The organism is Mesorhizobium sp. M7A.F.Ca.CA.001.04.2.1, from assembly GCF_003998485.1.
GTDB lineage: Bacteria > Pseudomonadota > Alphaproteobacteria > Rhizobiales > Rhizobiaceae > Mesorhizobium > Mesorhizobium ciceri.
The window spans coordinates 51,213-67,952 of sequence record NZ_RZQT01000016.1 but is presented as its reverse complement, the minus strand read 5'-3'; the positions used below and the strand labels follow the sequence as shown (position 1 = coordinate 67,952).

Below are 16,740 nucleotides of genomic sequence, written 5' to 3'. Positions count from 1 at the left end.
ATCGAAGCACGGGTCAGCGCATACCCTCCCTGGGACAGGGAGGACACTCGATGGATCTTTTCAAGCTGGATGGCGATGTCGCGCTGGTCACCGGCGCCGGCAGCGGCATCGGCCAAGCCATCGCGATCGGGCTGGCCGAGGCAGGCGCCGACATCGCCTGTTTTGGTCATGCGTCGAAAGGTGGGCTGGATGAAACGGCGCACCGGATCACGGCACTCGGCCGCAAGGCGCTGGTGCTGAACGGTACAGTGACATCGCAGAGCGATCTGGCGGCGGCGATCGATCGAGTCGAGAGCGAACTCGGTGCGCTGACCGTTGCGGTCAACAATGCCGGCATTGCCGGCTCCGAACCCGCCGAGACCATGCCGCTGGAGACGTGGCAGAAGGTGCACGAGGTCAATGTCGCCGGCGTGTTCCTGTCCTGTCAGGCCGAAGCGCGCAAGATGCTGGTGCGAGGCAAGGGCTCGATCATCAACATCGCCTCGATGTCAGGCACCATCGTCAACCGGGGCCTGACGCAGGCGCACTACAACTCTTCGAAGGCCGCCGTCATCCACATGTCCAGGAGTCTCGCCATGGAGTGGGCCGATCGCGGCCTGCGCGTCAATGTCGTCAGCCCGGGCTACACACTGACGCCGATGAACAAGCGGCCTGAGGTGGCCGAAGAGGTGAAGATCTTCAAGCGCGACACGCCGATGGGGCGGATGGCGGCGCCGGAGGAAATGGTCGGACCGACGGTGTTCCTGGCCAGCCGCGCAGCGAGCTTCGTCACCGGCCTCGACCTGATTGTCGATGGCGGCTACGTCTGCTGGTAGAGGTTCAACTTCGCCTGCAGTCTGAATTTATACACCTCGCGCGGTGTTAGTCGTTGCGCGACATGAACCTTGATATATATAATTTCATCCCATGAAACTGGCTTGGCGAGATGGCGCTTGCCGGGTCGACAGCCGAGAACATGAGACCTTGATGGCTCGCACCTTGCAAGGCGCCGCAAGACTGGCAATCGATCCGCAGATGACCGCCCCCGCAGCGATCCGTCGGCAACCATGACGCCGACACTGCAGTCCTGTTCCATCATCACTAGAATTGAGCACCATCTTGCCTGCGCCGGCCAAAGCCGGGGCAACAATCTGGCGCCGACGGCCTTGCGCAAAGACCAGCCTTTCCAACACAATCAAGAAAAGCCGCAAGAAGGGAACGAACGATAATTTTCACAGCTTGAAGGAGAACAAGCATGTCACTTCGCAGTGTGATTTCGACCTTAACAATGGGAACCTTCGCACTCGCCGCGGCGAGTGCACTGACACCTTCCGCCCAAGCCGCCGCACCAGAATCCAACGATCCGATCAAGATCGCGCTGTTCGACTGGACCAGCGTCAATCTGAACGCCAAGATCCTCGGCGGTATCCTGGAAAAGCTCGGCTATACCGTCGAGTATCCCACGGCCGACTACCTCTCCAGCCTGACCACGGGCCTCACCAATGGCGATCTTGATGTCGGCCTGGAGTTCTGGGACACGACCGCCGGCGAAGCCATGAAGGCCTCCGATGCGACCGGCCAGACCGAACGGCTGGGTAAGCTCGGACCCAAGGCCAAGGAAGAGTGGTGGTTTCCGGAATACATGAAGGAGAAATGCCCGGGCCTGCCCAATTGGGAAGCGCTGAAGGACCCGAAATGCGCCGAAGCCTTCTCGACGGCGGAGACCGCACCGAAGGGACGCTATCTCGGCGGCCCGGTGACATGGGAAGGCTTTGACGACGAGCGCGTCGAGGCGCTGAAACTGCCCTTCACCGTCATCCATGCCGGCACCGACGCGGCGATGTTCGCCGAGCTCGATTCCGCCTATCAGCGCAAGGCGCCGATCATGCTGTGGATCTATTCGCCGCACTGGGCGCCGGCCAAGTACAAGGGCGAGTGGGTTGAATTCCCGGAATACACGCCCGAGTGCTACAACGACCCGAAATGGGGCGTGAACCCCGACGCCAAATATGACTGCGGCAAGCCGCATGGCGAGATCTGGAAATACTCCTGGTCCGGCATGAAGGACAAATGGCCGGTCGCCTACAAGGTGGCCAAGGCCTACACGATCGACACCGATGAGCTCAACAAGATGAGCGGCGAGATCGATCTCGGCGGCAAGACACCGGAGGACGTCGCAGCTGCCTGGATCTCCGCCCACGAGGCCGACTGGAAAGCCTGGGCGCAGTGATCGTTCCGACTGGAAAAATGAGACCCGGCTGCTGACCAGCCGGGCCTCACTTGTTGATATTCCAGAGGGACGTTCGAATGACGGACAGGACTGAACAGGAGCCAAACACGGCGGGCGCGCCAAAAGACGCCCGTCCGGTAAAGCTTGCCTGCCGCAATGTCTGGAAATTGTTCGGATCGAACGCGGCCAATTTCATCCGTGAACGTGACGGCAAGGCCAGCATGGCCGACGTCACGGCTGCCGGGCTGGTCGGCGCGGTGCGCGCCGTCGACCTTGAAATCCGCCAGGGCGAGATTTTCATCATCATGGGCCTGTCGGGCTCCGGCAAGTCGACGCTGGTGCGCTGCATGTCGAGGCTGGTCGAGCCGACCCACGGCAAGGTCGAATTCGAGGGCAATGACCTGCTGAAAATCTCCGATGCAGCACTCATCGAATTGCGACGACACCGCATGGGCATGGTGTTCCAAAATTTTGCGCTGTTGCCGCATCTCAACGTGCTGGAGAACATCGCCTTCCCGCTCAGCATCCAGGGGCAGGACCGGGCGACACGCGAAGCAAGGGCGCGCGAGGTCATCGAGCTTGTCGGCTTAAGGGGTCGCGAGCATTTCTATCCGCGCGAACTGTCCGGCGGTCAGCAGCAGCGTGTCGGCATCGCCCGCAGCCTGGCGACAAAACCGGAAATCTGGTTCCTCGACGAGCCGTTCTCGGCGCTCGATCCGCTGATCCGCCGCGAGATGCAGGACGAGCTGATGCGGCTGCAGATGATGCTGCACAAGACCATCGTCTTCATCACCCATGATTTCGACGAGGCCATCCGGCTGGCCGACCGCATCGCCATCATGAAGGATGGCGAGGTCATCCAGATCGGCACGCCGGAGGAACTGGTGGTCAATCCGGCGACCGACTACGTCGCCGAGTTCACCCGCGACGTCGACCGCGCCAAGGTGATCTCGGCACGCAGCCTGATGCAGGCCTGCGACGGCTCGGAGCACGGCGGAACGGTGGCGCCGGAGGCCAAGATATCCAGCTTTTCCGCCAGCATCGTTGCCGCCAACAAGCCGTTCGCGGTGGTCAACGGCACCGGCAAACCGATCGGCGAGGTGACGCCGCAAGCGGTGATCGATCTGCTGGCCGGCATTGAGCGTTCCGGAGCCGGCACATGACGGTGACGGCAAGCGCCGGCGAAACGCGGTCGCGCCCGGTTCAGGTCTGGCTGCTCGTCTGGGCGGTGGCACTCGCGGCCGTGCTTGTCGTGTTCCTGTTGCAAGACCGCCTGCCCTGGGCGGTCAATTATCCGGCCAGCGCCGTCGTGCCGGTCGCCGATTGGGTCAGCGCGCTGATGCGCTGGATCAAGTCGAACCTGTCGTGGCTCACCCGCTCGATCACCGCGGTGCTCGGCGTTCCGCTCGATTTCGCGCTCAATCTGCTGGCCAAGAATTTCAAGATCGGCCACGGCGCTGACGCCTATGTCCTGCCGCGCCTGTCCTGGGTCGGCGTCTGCGCTGCCGCCTTCATCGCCGGGCATGCAGCCGGCGGCAGAAAGCTCGGCCTGCTGGTCGGCGGCTGCTTTCTCTATATCGCGCTGTTCGGCCAATGGACCAGCGCCATGCTGACGCTTGGGCTGATCTCCATCGCCGTGCCGTTCTGCATCGTCACCGGGCTGTTCGCCGGCATCTGGGCGTGGCGCAAGCCGTGGGCCGAAAGGCTCATCGTCTCCCCTGCCCTCGACCTGATGCAGACGATCCCGACCTTCGCCTATCTCATCCCAATGCTGCTGCTGTTCGGCAACAGCCCGGTCTCGGCGATGATCGCAACCGCCATCTTCGCCACCCCGCCGATGGTGCGAGCAACGATGCTCGGCCTGTCGCGGGTGCCGTCGGAGATCGACGATTTCAGCGAAATGGCCGGCTGCACGGCGCGGCAGAAACTGTGGCGGGTGCTGCTGCCGTCGGCGCGGCCGACACTGATGGTCGGCGTCAACCAGGTCATCATGCTGGCGCTGAACATGGTGATCATCGCTTCGATGATCGGTGCCGGCGGCCTCGGCTACGACGTGCTCCTGGCGCTACGCGCGCTGAAGGTCGGCGAGGCGATGGAAGCCGGCCTTGCCATTGTGGCACTCGCCATCGCACTCGACCGGCTGAGCCAGGCCATCGCGCACAGCCAAGCAAAGGGCCATGTCCATCAGGAGGTAAGCCCGAGCCTCTGGCGGCGCTACCCCAACCTGACGCTGGCCATCGCCATCCTTGTCGTGACAACACTGTTCGGCCTGTTCGTGCCGGCCTTGGCAGTGGTGCCGAAAGCGATCACTTTCACCACGGCGCCGCTGTGGAAGGCGGCGGTGAACTGGGTGACCATCAATTTCTTCGACACGATCGAAGCGTTTCGCGTGGCGCTCATCCTCAATCTGCTGAACCCGCTGCGCGCCTTTTGCGAGGGCTTTCCGTGGCTCGGCGCTGTCTTCCTGCTCGGCCTTGCCGGCTATCAACTCTCCGGCCTGCGTCTCGCCGTCCTCGTCGCCGCGCTGACCGCCTTCTGCGCCATCACCGGCCTGTGGGAAAAGACCATGGCGACGGTCTATCTCTGCGGTATTTCGGCCTTCATCGCCTGCCTGATCGGCATCCCGATCGGGCTGATGGCTTCGCGCAGCGACCGGTTCGAGAAGATCGTCACGCCGGTCATCGATACGCTGCAGGTGCTGCCATCCTTCTGCTTCATCATCCCGGTGGTGATGCTGTTTCGGGTCGGCGACGTCACCGCGATGATCGCGACGATCGCCTTCGCCGTGGTGCCGGCGATCCGCTACACCAATCACGGCATCAGGCAGGTGCCGCCGGCGCTGATCGAGGCGGCCAAGGTGTCGGGCTGCACGCCGCGCCAGACCTTCTTTCGCGTGCAACTGCCGCTGGCGCTGCCGGAAATCATGCTGGGCGTCAACCAGACGATCCTGATGGCGCTGGCAATGATCATAATCTGCGCCATGGTCGGCACCCGCGATCTCGGTCAGGAAGTGTTCATCGCACTGTCCAAAGCCGATTCCGGCCGCGGCATCGTCGCCGGTCTCGCCATCGCCTTCATCGGCATCGTCGCCGACCGGCTGTTCAGCGCCTGGACGGCGAAGGCGCGCGCAAGGCTGGGTTAGGATTAGCCGCCCCGATACAGGAGAGAATGATGACTGGCCGGATCGCTCACTGCACCTGCGGCCAATTGCAGATCCGCTGCCCGCAAGAGCCGGCCAAGGTCTCGCTTTGCCATTGCCTGGACTGTCAGCGGCGGACCGGCAGTCCGTTCGGGATCGCCGCTTTCTTCGATGCCGCCGAGACCGAGATCAGCGGCTCATTCCAGACATTCCAACGCGATTCCGACAGCGGCTTTCCCGTCACCTTCCATTTCTGCGGAACGTGCGGCTCGACGGTCTTCTGGTATCCGTCACGCAGACCCGCAGCGGTAGCCGTCGCAGTCGGCTGCTTCGGAGACCCGGCATTTCCGGCGCCGACGCAGTCTGTTTATGGCGAGAGTCGCCACGGCTGGGTCGAGGCGCCTGCCTGACGGCAAGCCCACTCGTTATTCCGCCGCAACGCCCTTCACCTCGAGATAGCTCTCCATCGAATCATCGAGCGCCTGCAGCCACGGCGTATGATGCAGCGGCGCCATGGTGCCGGTCATCAGCGAGCGGTAGGCGTGGTCGCGGAAGCTCATAATGTCTTCGCCCTTGTGGTGTTCCCATTCCATGAAGGTCTGGTTGACCGCCTCGACGTCGAAACCGGGATAATCGGTCTGGTCCATCAATTCCTTGGTGTAGTCGCCCTGGAACCAGATCATCTGCTCGGCGTCTTCCAGCGTTTCCTCACGCGCGCGCCACTTCGCGCCGTGAGCGGCCATCGCCTCGGCCGAGGGCAGCTTGATGCGGCCCATGATGACGTCGCGGGCAAACCAGGCCTGCGCGTCGAACATATTGAAGGTGTAGAACTGATCCTGCATGCCGATATAGGAAAGCTGTGGGTTCTTCTCCCAGACGACGCCTTCATAGAGATCGAGCGGCCACATGCGGTTGGCTGTCTTGAGCTTCAGATCGTCGGTCAGGAAGGGGAAGGAATGCAGGTACCCGGTGCACAGGATGATGGCGTCGACATCCTTGGTCGTGCCATCCTTGAAATGCGCGGTTTTGCCGACGACCTTCTGCAGCAGCGGCACCTCTTTCCAATTCTCCGGCCATTTGAAACCCATCGGCTTCGAGCGGTAGCTGGAGGTGATGGATTTGGCGCCGTATTTGTAGCATTGCGAGCCGATGTCCTCGGCCGAATAGGAGCGGCCGATGATCAGGATATCCTTGCCCTTGAACTCCATCGCGTCGCGGAAATCATGGCTGTGCAGGATGCGGCCATTGAAGGTGGAGAAACCCTCGAAATAGGGCACGTTGGGCACCGAGAAATGCCCGGAGGCGACGACGACATTGTCGAACTCTTCGGAATAAGTGACGTCGTTGGTGCGGTCATGCGCGGTGACGGTGAATTTCTTCGTCTCGTCCGAAAACGTCACCATGCGCACCGGGCTGTTGAAGCGCACCCATTTGCGCAGGCCTGATTTCTCGACGCGGCCCTTGATGTAGTCCCACAGCACGGCGCGCGGCGGATAGGAGCCGATCGGCCGGCCGAAGTGCTCCTCGAAAGTATAGTCGGCGAATTCCAGGCATTCCTTTGGTCCGTTCGACCAGAGATAGCGATACATGGAACCGTGCACCGGATCGCCATGCTCGTCGAGACCGGTGCGCCAGGTGTAGTTCCACAGGCCGCCCCAGTCCGACTGCTTTTCGAAGCAGACGATCTCGGGAATGTCGGCGCCCTTGTCGGCCGCCGATTTGAAGGCCCTGAGCTGTGCCAGGCCGGATGGGCCGGCTCCGATGACGGCAACGCGACTTTTCATGGCAGGCCTCCCGATCTGGTTTCGACTTTTGCCTTGACGCAACTCCCAAGGGGAAAGCGCTATGCGCTTTCCCGGAATTGCTCTTACGAAACAAATTTCACTCACAGGGACAGTAATTGGCCCTTTCGTGCTGTCAACAGCCCGGTGCGGAAACAACGTTCCGCCGATGTGGATTTCCCGCAAAAAACCGGACGCGGCCAAACGCCGGATCGTGCGCATGCGCTTTCAGGCGACTTGCCGTCGCAGTTGCGCTGCTGTATCGGCACCTGACATGTTCACCTAGAGTCAAATAAATCCGCAGGAGTGCCGGGGGCGACATGGCGAAGAAGGTTTCCGATTCCAACGCTGGTCCAGCCGGTGCAAAGGCCAAGCCGCAGCCAAAGGTCTCGGCCGACGGGAAAACCATCCGCGCGCCGCTGACGCAGAACCCGCATGCCATTCGCGACACGCGCGAAAAGGTGCTGGAGGTGGCGATCGGCCGCGAGGTGCGCGCCTTCCGCAAGAAGCTCGGCATCACCGTCGCCGATCTGGCGGTCGCCACCGACATTTCGCTGGGCATGCTGTCGAAGATCGAGAATGGCATCACCTCGCCGTCACTGACCACCTTGCAGGCGCTGTCGCGGGCGCTCGGCGTCCCGGTCACCGCCTTCTTCCGCCGCTTCGAGGAAGAGCGCAGCGCCGTTTTCGTCAAGGCCGGCCAAGGCCTCGATGTCGAGCGCCGCGGCACGCGCGCCGGTCACCAGTACAATCTGCTCGGCCATATCGGCTCCAATACCAGCGGCGTCGTCGTCGAGCCCTATTTGATCACGCTGACCGAGGATTCCGACGTGTTTCCGACCTTCCAGCATGAGGGCATGGAGTTCCTCTATATGCTCGAGGGCGAGGTCGTTTACCGGCACGGCAGCAATCTCTACCCGATGAAGCCCGGCGACAGCCTGTTCTTCGACGCCGACGCGCCGCACGGGCCGGAACAGCTGACGAAACTGCCGATGCGGTATTTGTCGATTATCTGCTATCCGCAGAGCGCGGGTTGAGCGGGACTCGATCTCCCCCCACGAGGGGGAGATCGGCAGCTTCGCGGGCGTCGCTCAATCCGGCCCGAACCCAGGGCTCGTCGGGCTGCCGTCGTCGAGCTTCGACAGCCACTCGACCAACGTTGACCTATATCGGGTCAGGCCCTTGTAGTTGGCGAGTTCGTCGGGTAGGTCGCGGATGACACGGTGCAGGCGCCGGGCCCATTTTGGTTGCGTCACCAGCTCATCCATCTTGATCAGATAGCAGCGGATCGGAAAGACGATGCCGTTCGAGCGCGGCAGGCGCCAAAAACTCTGCAGCTCGACGCGCAGATGCACTTTGTCGCCGACATTCTCCGGCGTCACCGTAGCCCGGTCCGGACCCCATTTGTGATAGTTTTCGGGGCTGGTGTCGAGGCGCGGATTGATGGTCATCGTCCAGTTCAGGCGCCTGGCCGGCTTGCCTTGCTGGATGTTGGTGAGGAATTTCAGCGCCCTGACAAAAATCCCCTTCTCATGCGCCAGCGGCACCGGCGCGTGCCATTCGAAAAAGTTCATGCCGATGTCGAAATCGAGCGACCAGTCGGCTTGGGTGGTGACCATGCCGGCATCCATCCACAGATTGCCGTCGCGCTGGTCGAGGATGCAGAAGTCGCCCTGGCTCTGGCGGGTGATGTACTCCATCGGGCCGTAAGGCAGCGTCGAGGTGTCGCCGAAGGTGAAGGTGTCATCGATGCCGAGCGGCCGGTTGATCCAGCGCCAGCGGTCGCCGTCGCGGGTCAGCGTGAAATGCTCGGGATAGCCCAGCGCCTGCTGCTCCATCAGCAGTTCCAGCAAGTCCCAACCGGCCAGCGTCATGTGCGGCAGCGACTGGCAGCGCAGCGGGTCCTCGGCCAGCACCAGCGCGCGGTCCTGCATCTCGGCGACATAGTGCTCGTCGACGTCGATCAGGTTTTCCAGCACGCTGCCCTTGGGGCCGACGACATGCGGCTCGATGTTGACCGCATACATGTAGGCGTCTTCGTGGAACGGAAACGGGAAGCGCCTGATGTGCTCAGGGCTGTTCCTGAAGGTGAAGTCGTCGCGGAACGTTTCCTTGCGAAAGGTGATGCCCATGATTTCCTCCTAGCGCTCCAGGACCAGCGACCGGCCCTCGAAGCGCGACACGCACGGCATGATCTTCTTGCCCGAACGGTGCTCTTCCTCGCTCAGCCAGTGGTCGTTGTGGATGAACTTGCCGTCGCAAGAGATGACGTTGGTTTCGCACTGGCCGCAGACGCCGCCGCGGCAGAGATAGGGCGGATCGACGCCGGCCGCTTCGATCGCTTCCAGCAGGCTCTGCTGCTCATCGACGCGGATCGTCTTGCCGCTGACGGCAAGCGTCACGTCGAAAGGCAGGCCAGGCTGGGGGGCCGCGAAATGCTCGAAATGCACGGTTTCCGATGGCCAACCGAGGCTTGCCGCGCGATCACGCACCCAGTTGATCATGCCGGCCGGGCCGCAGACATAGAGATGCGTGCCGAGCGGCTGCGTCGACAGCAGCCGGTCGAGTTCGATGCGCTCGTCAAGGTCGTCATGATAGAGCCTGACCCGGCGGTCGTAGCGCTCGCGCAGCACATCGGCATAGGTGCCGAGCGATGCGGTGCGGCAGGTGTAGTGCAGTTCGAAATTGCCGCCTTCCGCCGCAAGCTGAGCGGTCTGCGCCATGAACGGCGTGATGCCGATGCCGCCGGCCAGCATCAGATGTTTTTTGGCGCGCAGGTCGAGCGAGAACAGATTGACGGGATAGCTGACCACCATCTCCATGCCGGGCTTGACGTTCCGGTGCATGAACAGCGAGCCGCCGCGGCCGACATCGTCGCGGCGCACCGAGATCGTGTATTCGCGCGTGTCGAGCGGCGAGCCCATCAGCGAATAGGGGTTGAGCCTGGTGCGTTCGCCGTCGCGCATCTCGACCACGACATGGGCGCCGCCGGAAAAGGTCGGCAGCAACTCGCCGTCGCGCCGGCGGAAATGGAAGCGGGTGACGAGGTCGTTGACCGGGACGACGTCGCTGACCACGACATCGAGTTTTGTGGTTCCGGTGCTCATCGGAAAACCTCCTCCATCGGAGGAATCTCGCTGCGATCCTCGGCGTTGATGCAGACGCCCTGGAACGCCGCGATGCGCCTGGAATAATGATCGCGCACCAGAAGCAGCAGGCCGCAATGCGCGCAGGTCGCCGGCTGCGTCGTCACATTCTCGGTGATGCCCTTGCAGTGGACGCATTGCATGCGCCGCGCCAGCGAACCGCGGTGCTCGGTCTGGATCGAAGTGTGGTCGATGCCGGCTTCAAGCGCCACCTGCATCGCCTGGCCGATCAGGCCCTCAGTGCCGGCGAGATAGAGGCGCAGGCCCATATGCGCATTTGCCAGTGTCTGCCTAAGCCGTGGCAGCAGGCTGGCGAAGGATGGCGACAGATGAAACTGCACCGGTCTCAGCGCTTCGAGGGCTGCGGTGTGTTTGCCGTCAGGCCCGGGAATGAAGACGATTTCGGCGTCGTCGAAAAACCCGGGCGGCGCCCTCCCGGCCATCTCCGCTATCGCCAGCGCCCCTTCCGCATCCGCGATAAAAAGATGATGCTTGCCGGGCTGCGGAGACAAGGTTCCGTAAACAGGCCGGCTGATGATGCTTTTGGCTGCCATTTAAGTCTTCGTGCCTTCGAGCGCTTCACCGTTTCATAGAAACGGCGGACCGCTCTATCTCTTTGCTTTGACGCAATTCCGGACGGAAAACCGTTTCACACTTTTCCTGGAATTGCTCGAACCCCTCGCCGTCGACTATGCCTCAACCTTTCGCCGTGCGCTTGGTCTTCTTGGGATCGTCGAATGGCAATGGCTGGGCGGTGGCCTTGATGGCGCCGCTCCTGTTGCGGATTTCGAGCTTGGTGTCCTTGACCGCGCAGTCTACGTCGAGGCGGGCGATGCCCATCGATTTCTCGACCAGCGGCGAATACATGGCGCAGGTCACCACGCCCACCTTCTTGCCGTCGCGATAGACCGGCGCACCCTCATCGGCCGGCTCCTTGCCGTCGAGCAGAACGCCGTAGATCTTGAAGCGCTCCTTACCCTTGAGGCGATAATGCTCCTCGGCGCCGCGAAAGCCGGTCTTTCCGGGGCTGACGGTGAAGTCGAGGCCGAGCTCCCACAGCGTGTCGCCGGGTCCTTCGTTCTCGAACGGGTATTTCTGCGAATTGTCGTAGGGGTAGAACAGCAAATAGCTTTCCACCCGCAGCATGTCGAGGGTGGTGAAGCGGCACGGAATGATGCCGGCGCTCTTGCCCTCGTCGAGGATCCTGTCCCAGATCGTGCCGGCATCCTGGCCGCGGCAGAAGATTTCGTAGCCGCGCTCGCCGGTATAGCCGGTGCGCGAGATCATGACGGGCAAGCCGAACAGTTGCGTCTGCATATGATGGAAATAGTTGAGGTCGCGAATCCCCGGCACATGCGTGGCCAGATAGTCGACGGCGGTTGGCCCCTGCAGCGACAGATCGTGCAGATTGTCGTCGAAACGCAGCGATACGTCGCGCCCTACCGAAGCACGCTGCAACTCCTCATGGCCGGTGCCCGAACCATGTACGACCATCCAGGCATTGGGGCCGGTGCGGTAGAGGATGCAATCGTCGGTGAATTTTCCCGCCTCGTTCAGCATGCAGGCATAGGCCGACTTGCCGGGGTAGATCTTTTCGACGTCGCGCGTCGTCGCCAGGTCGATCAGGTGTGAAGCATGCGGCCCGGTGATGTGCACCTTCTTGAGGCCGGAGACATCCATCAGGCCAGCCTTGGTGCGGATGGCGATGTACTCCTCGTCGGCATCCTTGTCGTAGGTCCAGGCGGTTCCCATGCCGCTCCAGTCTTCGAGCTTCGAACCGAGCGCTCGGTGGCGATCCGCCAGGGTCGAAAATCTCCAGGATGCCGTCATCCGCTCGTCCTCCGTTTCGATAATGCTCTGCTGTTCCCTGCCCCCTGCGCAGTGGCGGGAGCTTTGACCGAATATTGATCGCAAACGCCAGGACGCCGCAATACCCATAAGCAATTAATTTCATTGTCAGGCAAAATCCACCGCGCAAAGCAAACAGTTAACCTCACGTAAATCGCGCTTGACAATTGCGGGATTCGGACTCAATTTATGAAAAAAATTTCACTCTCTTGAAAGAGGGCAGCGGCCGGCCAATTCGGGGCCTGGCGTTGGAAAAAGGGGAAAACCGATGTCAGACATGCAACAGCGCATCGAAGCGCTGTACCGCTCCGACGTGCGCGGATCCGCGCTCCTGATCGTCTGCCTGTGGGCGACGATCCTCTTCGTCCTGCTCATGACATGGCCCTACATCCCGCACAGCGGCATCAAGGCCGTGGTCGCGATCGCCGCCGCCGCCGTGCTGATCTTCAACACGGCCGCCATCCTGGCGATGGTCAAGCACTACAAGGAAGACAAGGAATTCATCTACGGGCTCGACATCAAGAACGCCGACGCATTCCGCAACCGCAAGTCCTGAGGGGTAGAAGAAATGTCCCGCTACACGCCGCCGGAGCAGAGCAAGGCCGGGCAGGTTTTCGACATCGCCGTCGTCGTCGTCGCCATTTTCGTGGCGCTGTGGCTGCCGCTGAAACTGGGCCTCGCCGGTGCGGCGAAATCCATCGACGCGCTCGACGCCAAGACGTGGGAAGCGCTCGGCCAGAACCCGACCATGGCCTCGATCTGGGAAAAGCTCGGCTACACGCCCGAGACCGCGCACGACATCATCCAGAACCGCTTCCACTATGTCATCGACTGGCCGACGCTGATCATAATGGCTGCGGTGCTGATAGGCTATTTCGTCTTCCTGTTTCGCGCATCCGACCGCGAATATCGCGACGTCATCAACGAAAAATTCGACGACAAGTAAGAGTTCTGAGGACGATTTAATTCGGGGACACGATCATGTGGGTGGCACTCTCTTACGCATGCTGGGGCATCTCGATCGTGCTCGCTTTGTGGATGCTCTACGACTGGTTCAAGGTCGACACGACCTTCTCCGAAGAGGTGCTGACCTCCTCGCGCGAAGGCGAACTGGAAGCCACTTCCGAAAAACACCGGATCTGAGTGAGGATTGAACAATGACGATCGCACTTGAACCGGCTGCCCCGGCTGTCCAAGGGGACAGAGTTTCACTCCTGCGCGTGCTCGGACCGGCCCATGTCTGGGCGCTCGGCGTCGGCATCGTCCTGGTCGGCGAATTCACCGGCTGGAATTTCTCGGCGGACAAGGGTGGCGCGCTGGCCGCGCTGATCGTCTGCTGGGTCGTCGGATTGCTCTACACCTCGGTCGCGATGATCGATTCCGAGGTGACATCGACCGTGGCCGCCGCCGGCGGCCAGTATGCGCAGGCAAAGCACATCGTCGGACCGCTGATGGCGTTCAACGTCGCGCTGTTCCTGGTCTTTGCCTACACGATGCTCGAAGTGTCCGACGCTATCCTGCTCGGCGACACCATCGTCGCCAAGGCCGGCGTCGAAGGGCTCACCCACAATTCCTTCATCGCCGCGACCATCGTCGTGCTGGCGTGGCTGAACTATCGCGGCGTGCTGATGACGCTCAACGTCAACTTCGTCATCACCGCGATCGCCTATATCTCGATCGTCATCCTGTTCTTTTCGGTCAGCCCGTGGACGCAAGGCGCGGTGCTGAAGCTGAACGAACTGGTCACCCCAGGCAATGCGCTTCCCTATGGCTGGATCGGCGTCATCGCCGCCTTCCAGTTCGGCATATGGTACTATCTCGGCATCGAAGGCACCACACAGGCCGCCGAGGAAGTGCGCTCCCCGGCCCGCTCGCTGCCTTACGGCACCATGGCCGGCATGATCACGCTTTTGATCGCGGCGGCCATGACCTGGTATGTCTGCGCCTCCCTGATGCCTTGGGAATATCTCGGCATCACCTACTATCCACTGTGGGACGCCGGCAAGCTGACCGGCAGCCCGCTGCTCGAGAACCTGTTGTTCGTCGCCACGCTGCTGGCGGCGCTGGCGTCGGCCAATGGCTGCATCAACGATGCGGCGCGCGCCTGGTTCTCGCTCGGCCGTGACCGCTATCTGCCGACATGGTTCTCGGCCGTGCATCCGAAATATCGCACGCCCTATCGCTCGATCCTGTTCCTGCTGCCGATCGCGCTGGCCTTCGCCTTCATCGCCGACCTCAACCAGGCGATCACCTTTTCGATCCTGTCGGGGGTGCTGCAATACACGTTCATGAGCATCAACATCATCATGTTCCGCAAGAAGTGGCCGTTGGGCTCGATCCGCCGAGGCTACACCCACCCCTTCCATCCGATCCCGGCCATGGTGCTGTTCTGCCTGTGCGTGGTGACCTTCTTCGCCATCTTCCTCGGCTTCGGCTCGCAGCTGATCGCCATGGTCGCCTTCTACTTCCTGATCTCGCTGTGGTTCCACTTCTACCGTTACAAATTCGTGCGGCGCGGCGACCAGTTCACCATGCCGTGGCCAAAGCCGCAGGGTTATTGATGGGAGTAGGCCCGTCCGGATCCCGGGCGGGCCTGGCATGAGAAAATGTCCGATCTGACATCAGCACTGCTGGCCGGGGCCATTGTCCTGGTTGTCGTTCTCCACCTTGCCTGGCAAGCGCGTGCCAGCCGCAGCAGGGCATCGATGGCGCTCGCCGTCGAGCAGGACCGCATCCGCACAATCATCGCCGATGCTGCCAATGTTTCGGATGGCACCGCCGGCGTCATCACCTGGGAAGGATCCTGGAACAGCAAACGTGTCCAGGTGCGCACCATCGTCGATACGCTGGCGACGCGCAAACTGCCGGCGCGCTGGCTCAGTGTTTCGATCACCGAAGAGGTCGCGGTACCAGCCACCTTCGACATGATGATGCGGCCGGGCTCGCCGACGACCTTCTCCAATTTCGATCATCTCGAGCATACGCTGCCCAAGGCTCCGGGATTTCCCGCCGAGTCGGTGCTGCGCACCGACCGCAGGGCGGCGCGCTTTCCGCAAGGCCTGATCGCCAGCCATATCGAGATCTTTTCCGAAGGGCGCGCCAAGGAACTGCTGATCACGCCCAAGGGTATACGCATCGTCTGGCTTCTGGCCGAAGCCGAGCGGGCGCGCTATGGCGTTTTCCGGCAGGCCGAATTCGGCGACGCCGCACTCGATCCCGCGCTGATCGAAAGGCTGCTGATGTCGGTGTCGGCGCTTCGCGACGCGATCAACAAAAGCGAACGGCAGGCCGCATGACCAGTTCCGCCACTGCACCCACCAATCCCTATCTGGTTCTCGGCGCCGCAATCGTGCTGCCGGGAAGCGGGCACGTCATTCTGGGCGTGCCGGTGCGCGGCCTTCAATTCCTTTTCTTCATGGTGATCCTGGCATGGGTGACGGCCAAGATCGCGCCGCCCGATGCCAGCTTCGTCGGCCGTCACGCCGGCGGCTTCCTGATCTATGCTTTATCGATCCTGGACGCCTACAAGCTCGCCCGCATCCGCACCGCCAAATGGGTTCACAACGCCCGGCAAGGCAACGATAGTGGGCAGAGCAGCATTGAGACGCATAGGTAATTAGAGGAATATTTTTTTCATACGATTGAATTTGCGGACCTCATTCGATACATCATTTCAGAGTGCAAACGATCTCTTAGCTACAAAACGTCGGGAGGCTGACATGTGTGGAATTGTCGGACTGTTTTTGAAGGACAAGTCGCTGGAACCCCAGCTTGGCGCGATGCTGTCGCAGATGCTGATTTCGCTCAGCGATCGCGGTCCCGATAGCGCCGGCATCGCCATCTATGGCGCGCCGTCCAAGAATGAGGCCAAGATCACCATCCAGTCGGCCAAGCCCGACCGCGATTTCCGCGGCCTCGAGGCGGAGCTCGCTAAGGCCATCGGCACGCCGGTGACGATCGGGGTGAAATCCACCCATGCAGTCGTCAGGACCACGCCTGCCAAGATCGATGAAGCGCGCGAAACCATCCAGGCGCTGCGCCCCGACATCCGCATCATGGGCGCCGGCGACGTGGTCGAGATCTACAAGGAAGTCGGCCTGCCCGAGGCAGTCGTCGATCGCTTCGATGTCTGCAAGATGACCGGCACACATGGCATCGGCCATACCCGCATGGCGACGGAATCGGCGGTGACGACGATGGGCGCGCATCCGTTCTCGACCGGCGCCGACCAGTGCCTGGTGCACAATGGCTCGCTGTCGAACCACAACAATGTCCGCCGCGAACTGATCCGCGAAGGCATGACCTTCGAAACCGAGAACGACACCGAGGTTGCTGCCGCCTATCTCTCGTCACAGATGGCGCATGGCAAGAATCTCGGCGAGGCGCTGGAAGGCACGCTCTCCGACCTCGACGGCTTCTTCACCTTCGTCGTCGGCACCAAGAACGGCTTTGGCGTGGTGCGCGATCCGATTGCCTGCAAGCCAGCCGTGATGGCCGAAACCGACCAATATGTCGCCTTCGGCTCGGAATATCGCGCGCTGACCAAACTGCCCGGCATAGACAATGCGAGGGTCTGGGAACCCGAGCCCGCAACCGTCTATTTCTGGGAGCATTGAG

18 protein-coding genes are annotated in these 16,740 nt (G+C 61.9%); 13 read left to right on the top strand and 5 right to left on the bottom strand.

All coding sequences use genetic code 11. The features are described 5' to 3' along the window. The first annotated feature begins 50 nt into the window (after positions 1–50). The 5 genes from EN955_RS07965 (at position 51) to EN955_RS07945 (ending at position 5,758) form a co-directional block, all read left to right on the top strand. On the top strand, positions 51–815 hold the full coding sequence (locus EN955_RS07965) for an SDR family oxidoreductase (protein ID WP_013532887.1): 765 nt from the start codon (positions 51–53) through the stop codon (positions 813–815). 419 nt (positions 816–1,234) lie between these two features. Continuing rightward, on the top strand, positions 1,235–2,209 hold the full coding sequence (locus EN955_RS07960; protein WP_024502602.1) for an ABC transporter substrate-binding protein: 975 nt from the start codon (positions 1,235–1,237) through the stop codon (positions 2,207–2,209). Between the two features lie 77 nt (positions 2,210–2,286). Further along, the gene (locus EN955_RS07955) at positions 2,287–3,372 is read left to right on the top strand and encodes a glycine betaine/L-proline ABC transporter ATP-binding protein (RefSeq protein WP_024502601.1); all 1,086 of its coding nucleotides are present in this window, start codon (positions 2,287–2,289) and stop codon (positions 3,370–3,372) included. Then, positions 3,369–5,351: an ABC transporter permease subunit gene (locus EN955_RS07950; protein ID WP_024502600.1), complete on the top strand. Its 1,983-nt coding sequence runs from the start codon at positions 3,369–3,371 to the stop codon at positions 5,349–5,351. The genes EN955_RS07955 and EN955_RS07950 overlap by 4 nt, the downstream gene beginning before the upstream one ends. A gap of 29 nt (positions 5,352–5,380) precedes the next feature. Further along, positions 5,381–5,758, top strand: coding sequence for a GFA family protein (locus EN955_RS07945; RefSeq protein WP_024502599.1), 378 nt, complete (start codon positions 5,381–5,383; stop codon positions 5,756–5,758). Between the two features lie 15 nt (positions 5,759–5,773). On the opposite strand, the gene EN955_RS07940 is transcribed toward EN955_RS07945, so the two are convergent. Further along, positions 5,774–7,132, bottom strand: coding sequence for an NAD(P)/FAD-dependent oxidoreductase (locus EN955_RS07940; protein WP_013532892.1), 1,359 nt, complete (start codon positions 7,130–7,132; stop codon positions 5,774–5,776). A 317-nt stretch (positions 7,133–7,449) separates the two neighbouring features. Here EN955_RS07940 and EN955_RS07935 point away from each other — a divergent pair, with 317 nt between their 5' ends. Beyond that, complete coding sequence (locus EN955_RS07935) at positions 7,450–8,166, top strand: XRE family transcriptional regulator (protein ID WP_024502598.1); 717 nt, start codon at positions 7,450–7,452, stop codon at positions 8,164–8,166. A 54-nt stretch (positions 8,167–8,220) separates the two neighbouring features. Here the strand turns inward: EN955_RS07935 and EN955_RS07930 are convergent, their stop codons facing one another. The 4 genes from EN955_RS07930 to EN955_RS07915 form a co-directional block, all read right to left on the bottom strand. Next, positions 8,221–9,261: a DUF3445 domain-containing protein gene (locus EN955_RS07930; protein ID WP_024502597.1), complete on the bottom strand. Its 1,041-nt coding sequence runs from the start codon at positions 9,259–9,261 to the stop codon at positions 8,221–8,223. Between the two features lie 9 nt (positions 9,262–9,270). Next, complete coding sequence (locus EN955_RS07925) at positions 9,271–10,236, bottom strand: PDR/VanB family oxidoreductase (RefSeq protein ID WP_013532895.1); 966 nt, start codon at positions 10,234–10,236, stop codon at positions 9,271–9,273. Continuing rightward, positions 10,233–10,829: a dimethylamine monooxygenase subunit DmmA family protein gene (locus EN955_RS07920; RefSeq protein WP_024502596.1), complete on the bottom strand. Its 597-nt coding sequence runs from the start codon at positions 10,827–10,829 to the stop codon at positions 10,233–10,235. The genes EN955_RS07925 and EN955_RS07920 overlap by 4 nt, the downstream gene beginning before the upstream one ends. Before the next feature lie 142 nt (positions 10,830–10,971). Then, the gene (locus tag EN955_RS07915) at positions 10,972–12,105 is read right to left on the bottom strand and encodes an aminomethyltransferase family protein (protein WP_024502595.1); all 1,134 of its coding nucleotides are present in this window, start codon (positions 12,103–12,105) and stop codon (positions 10,972–10,974) included. A 286-nt stretch (positions 12,106–12,391) separates the two neighbouring features. Here EN955_RS07915 and EN955_RS07910 point away from each other — a divergent pair, with 286 nt between their 5' ends. The 7 genes from EN955_RS07910 (at position 12,392) to EN955_RS07880 (ending at position 16,739) form a co-directional block, all read left to right on the top strand. Further along, positions 12,392–12,679, top strand: coding sequence for a hypothetical protein (locus EN955_RS07910; protein ID WP_013532898.1), 288 nt, complete (start codon positions 12,392–12,394; stop codon positions 12,677–12,679). Between the two features lie 12 nt (positions 12,680–12,691). Beyond that, entirely contained in the window at positions 12,692–13,069 is a 378-nt protein-coding gene (locus EN955_RS07905) for a hypothetical protein (RefSeq protein WP_013532899.1), read from the top strand. Positions 13,070–13,104: 35 nt separating this feature from the next. Then, positions 13,105–13,266: a hypothetical protein gene (locus EN955_RS07900; protein ID WP_013532900.1), complete on the top strand. Its 162-nt coding sequence runs from the start codon at positions 13,105–13,107 to the stop codon at positions 13,264–13,266. Positions 13,267–13,280: 14 nt separating this feature from the next. Next, entirely contained in the window at positions 13,281–14,684 is a 1,404-nt protein-coding gene (locus EN955_RS07895; RefSeq protein ID WP_024502594.1) for an amino acid permease, read from the top strand. Positions 14,685–14,729: 45 nt separating this feature from the next. After that, positions 14,730–15,419 (top strand): hypothetical protein, encoded by a 690-nt coding sequence (locus EN955_RS07890; protein ID WP_024502593.1) that lies wholly within the window; start codon positions 14,730–14,732, stop codon positions 15,417–15,419. Further along, entirely contained in the window at positions 15,416–15,739 is a 324-nt protein-coding gene (locus EN955_RS07885) for a hypothetical protein (RefSeq protein WP_024502592.1), read from the top strand. Before EN955_RS07890 ends, EN955_RS07885 begins: the two co-directional genes overlap by 4 nt. Before the next feature lie 103 nt (positions 15,740–15,842). Further along, a complete protein-coding gene (locus tag EN955_RS07880; protein WP_024502591.1) occupies positions 15,843–16,739 on the top strand; it encodes a glutamine amidotransferase family protein in 897 nt (298 codons plus the stop codon). Position 16,740 lies beyond the last annotated feature (1 nt).

Coding starts and splice junctions, on each gene's coding strand:
- EN955_RS07905 (WP_013532899.1), top strand. CDS start 12,692: ATGTCCCGCTACACGCCGCCGGAGCAGAGCAAGGCCGGGCAGGTTTTC.
- EN955_RS07890 (WP_024502593.1), top strand. CDS start 14,730: ATGTCCGATCTGACATCAGCACTGCTGGCCGGGGCCATTGTCCTGGTT.
- EN955_RS07960 (WP_024502602.1), top strand. CDS start 1,235: ATGTCACTTCGCAGTGTGATTTCGACCTTAACAATGGGAACCTTCGCA.
- EN955_RS07885 (WP_024502592.1), top strand. CDS start 15,416: ATGACCAGTTCCGCCACTGCACCCACCAATCCCTATCTGGTTCTCGGC.
- EN955_RS07935 (WP_024502598.1), top strand. CDS start 7,450: ATGGCGAAGAAGGTTTCCGATTCCAACGCTGGTCCAGCCGGTGCAAAG.
- EN955_RS07915 (WP_024502595.1), bottom strand. CDS start 12,105: ATGACGGCATCCTGGAGATTTTCGACCCTGGCGGATCGCCACCGAGCG.
- EN955_RS07945 (WP_024502599.1), top strand. CDS start 5,381: ATGACTGGCCGGATCGCTCACTGCACCTGCGGCCAATTGCAGATCCGC.
- EN955_RS07965 (WP_013532887.1), top strand. CDS start 51: ATGGATCTTTTCAAGCTGGATGGCGATGTCGCGCTGGTCACCGGCGCC.
- EN955_RS07910 (WP_013532898.1), top strand. CDS start 12,392: ATGTCAGACATGCAACAGCGCATCGAAGCGCTGTACCGCTCCGACGTG.
- EN955_RS07895 (WP_024502594.1), top strand. CDS start 13,281: ATGACGATCGCACTTGAACCGGCTGCCCCGGCTGTCCAAGGGGACAGA.
- EN955_RS07880 (WP_024502591.1), top strand. CDS start 15,843: ATGTGTGGAATTGTCGGACTGTTTTTGAAGGACAAGTCGCTGGAACCC.
- EN955_RS07900 (WP_013532900.1), top strand. CDS start 13,105: ATGTGGGTGGCACTCTCTTACGCATGCTGGGGCATCTCGATCGTGCTC.
- EN955_RS07955 (WP_024502601.1), top strand. CDS start 2,287: ATGACGGACAGGACTGAACAGGAGCCAAACACGGCGGGCGCGCCAAAA.
- EN955_RS07920 (WP_024502596.1), bottom strand. CDS start 10,829: ATGGCAGCCAAAAGCATCATCAGCCGGCCTGTTTACGGAACCTTGTCT.
- EN955_RS07925 (WP_013532895.1), bottom strand. CDS start 10,236: ATGAGCACCGGAACCACAAAACTCGATGTCGTGGTCAGCGACGTCGTC.
- EN955_RS07940 (WP_013532892.1), bottom strand. CDS start 7,132: ATGAAAAGTCGCGTTGCCGTCATCGGAGCCGGCCCATCCGGCCTGGCA.
- EN955_RS07930 (WP_024502597.1), bottom strand. CDS start 9,261: ATGGGCATCACCTTTCGCAAGGAAACGTTCCGCGACGACTTCACCTTC.
- EN955_RS07950 (WP_024502600.1), top strand. CDS start 3,369: ATGACGGTGACGGCAAGCGCCGGCGAAACGCGGTCGCGCCCGGTTCAG.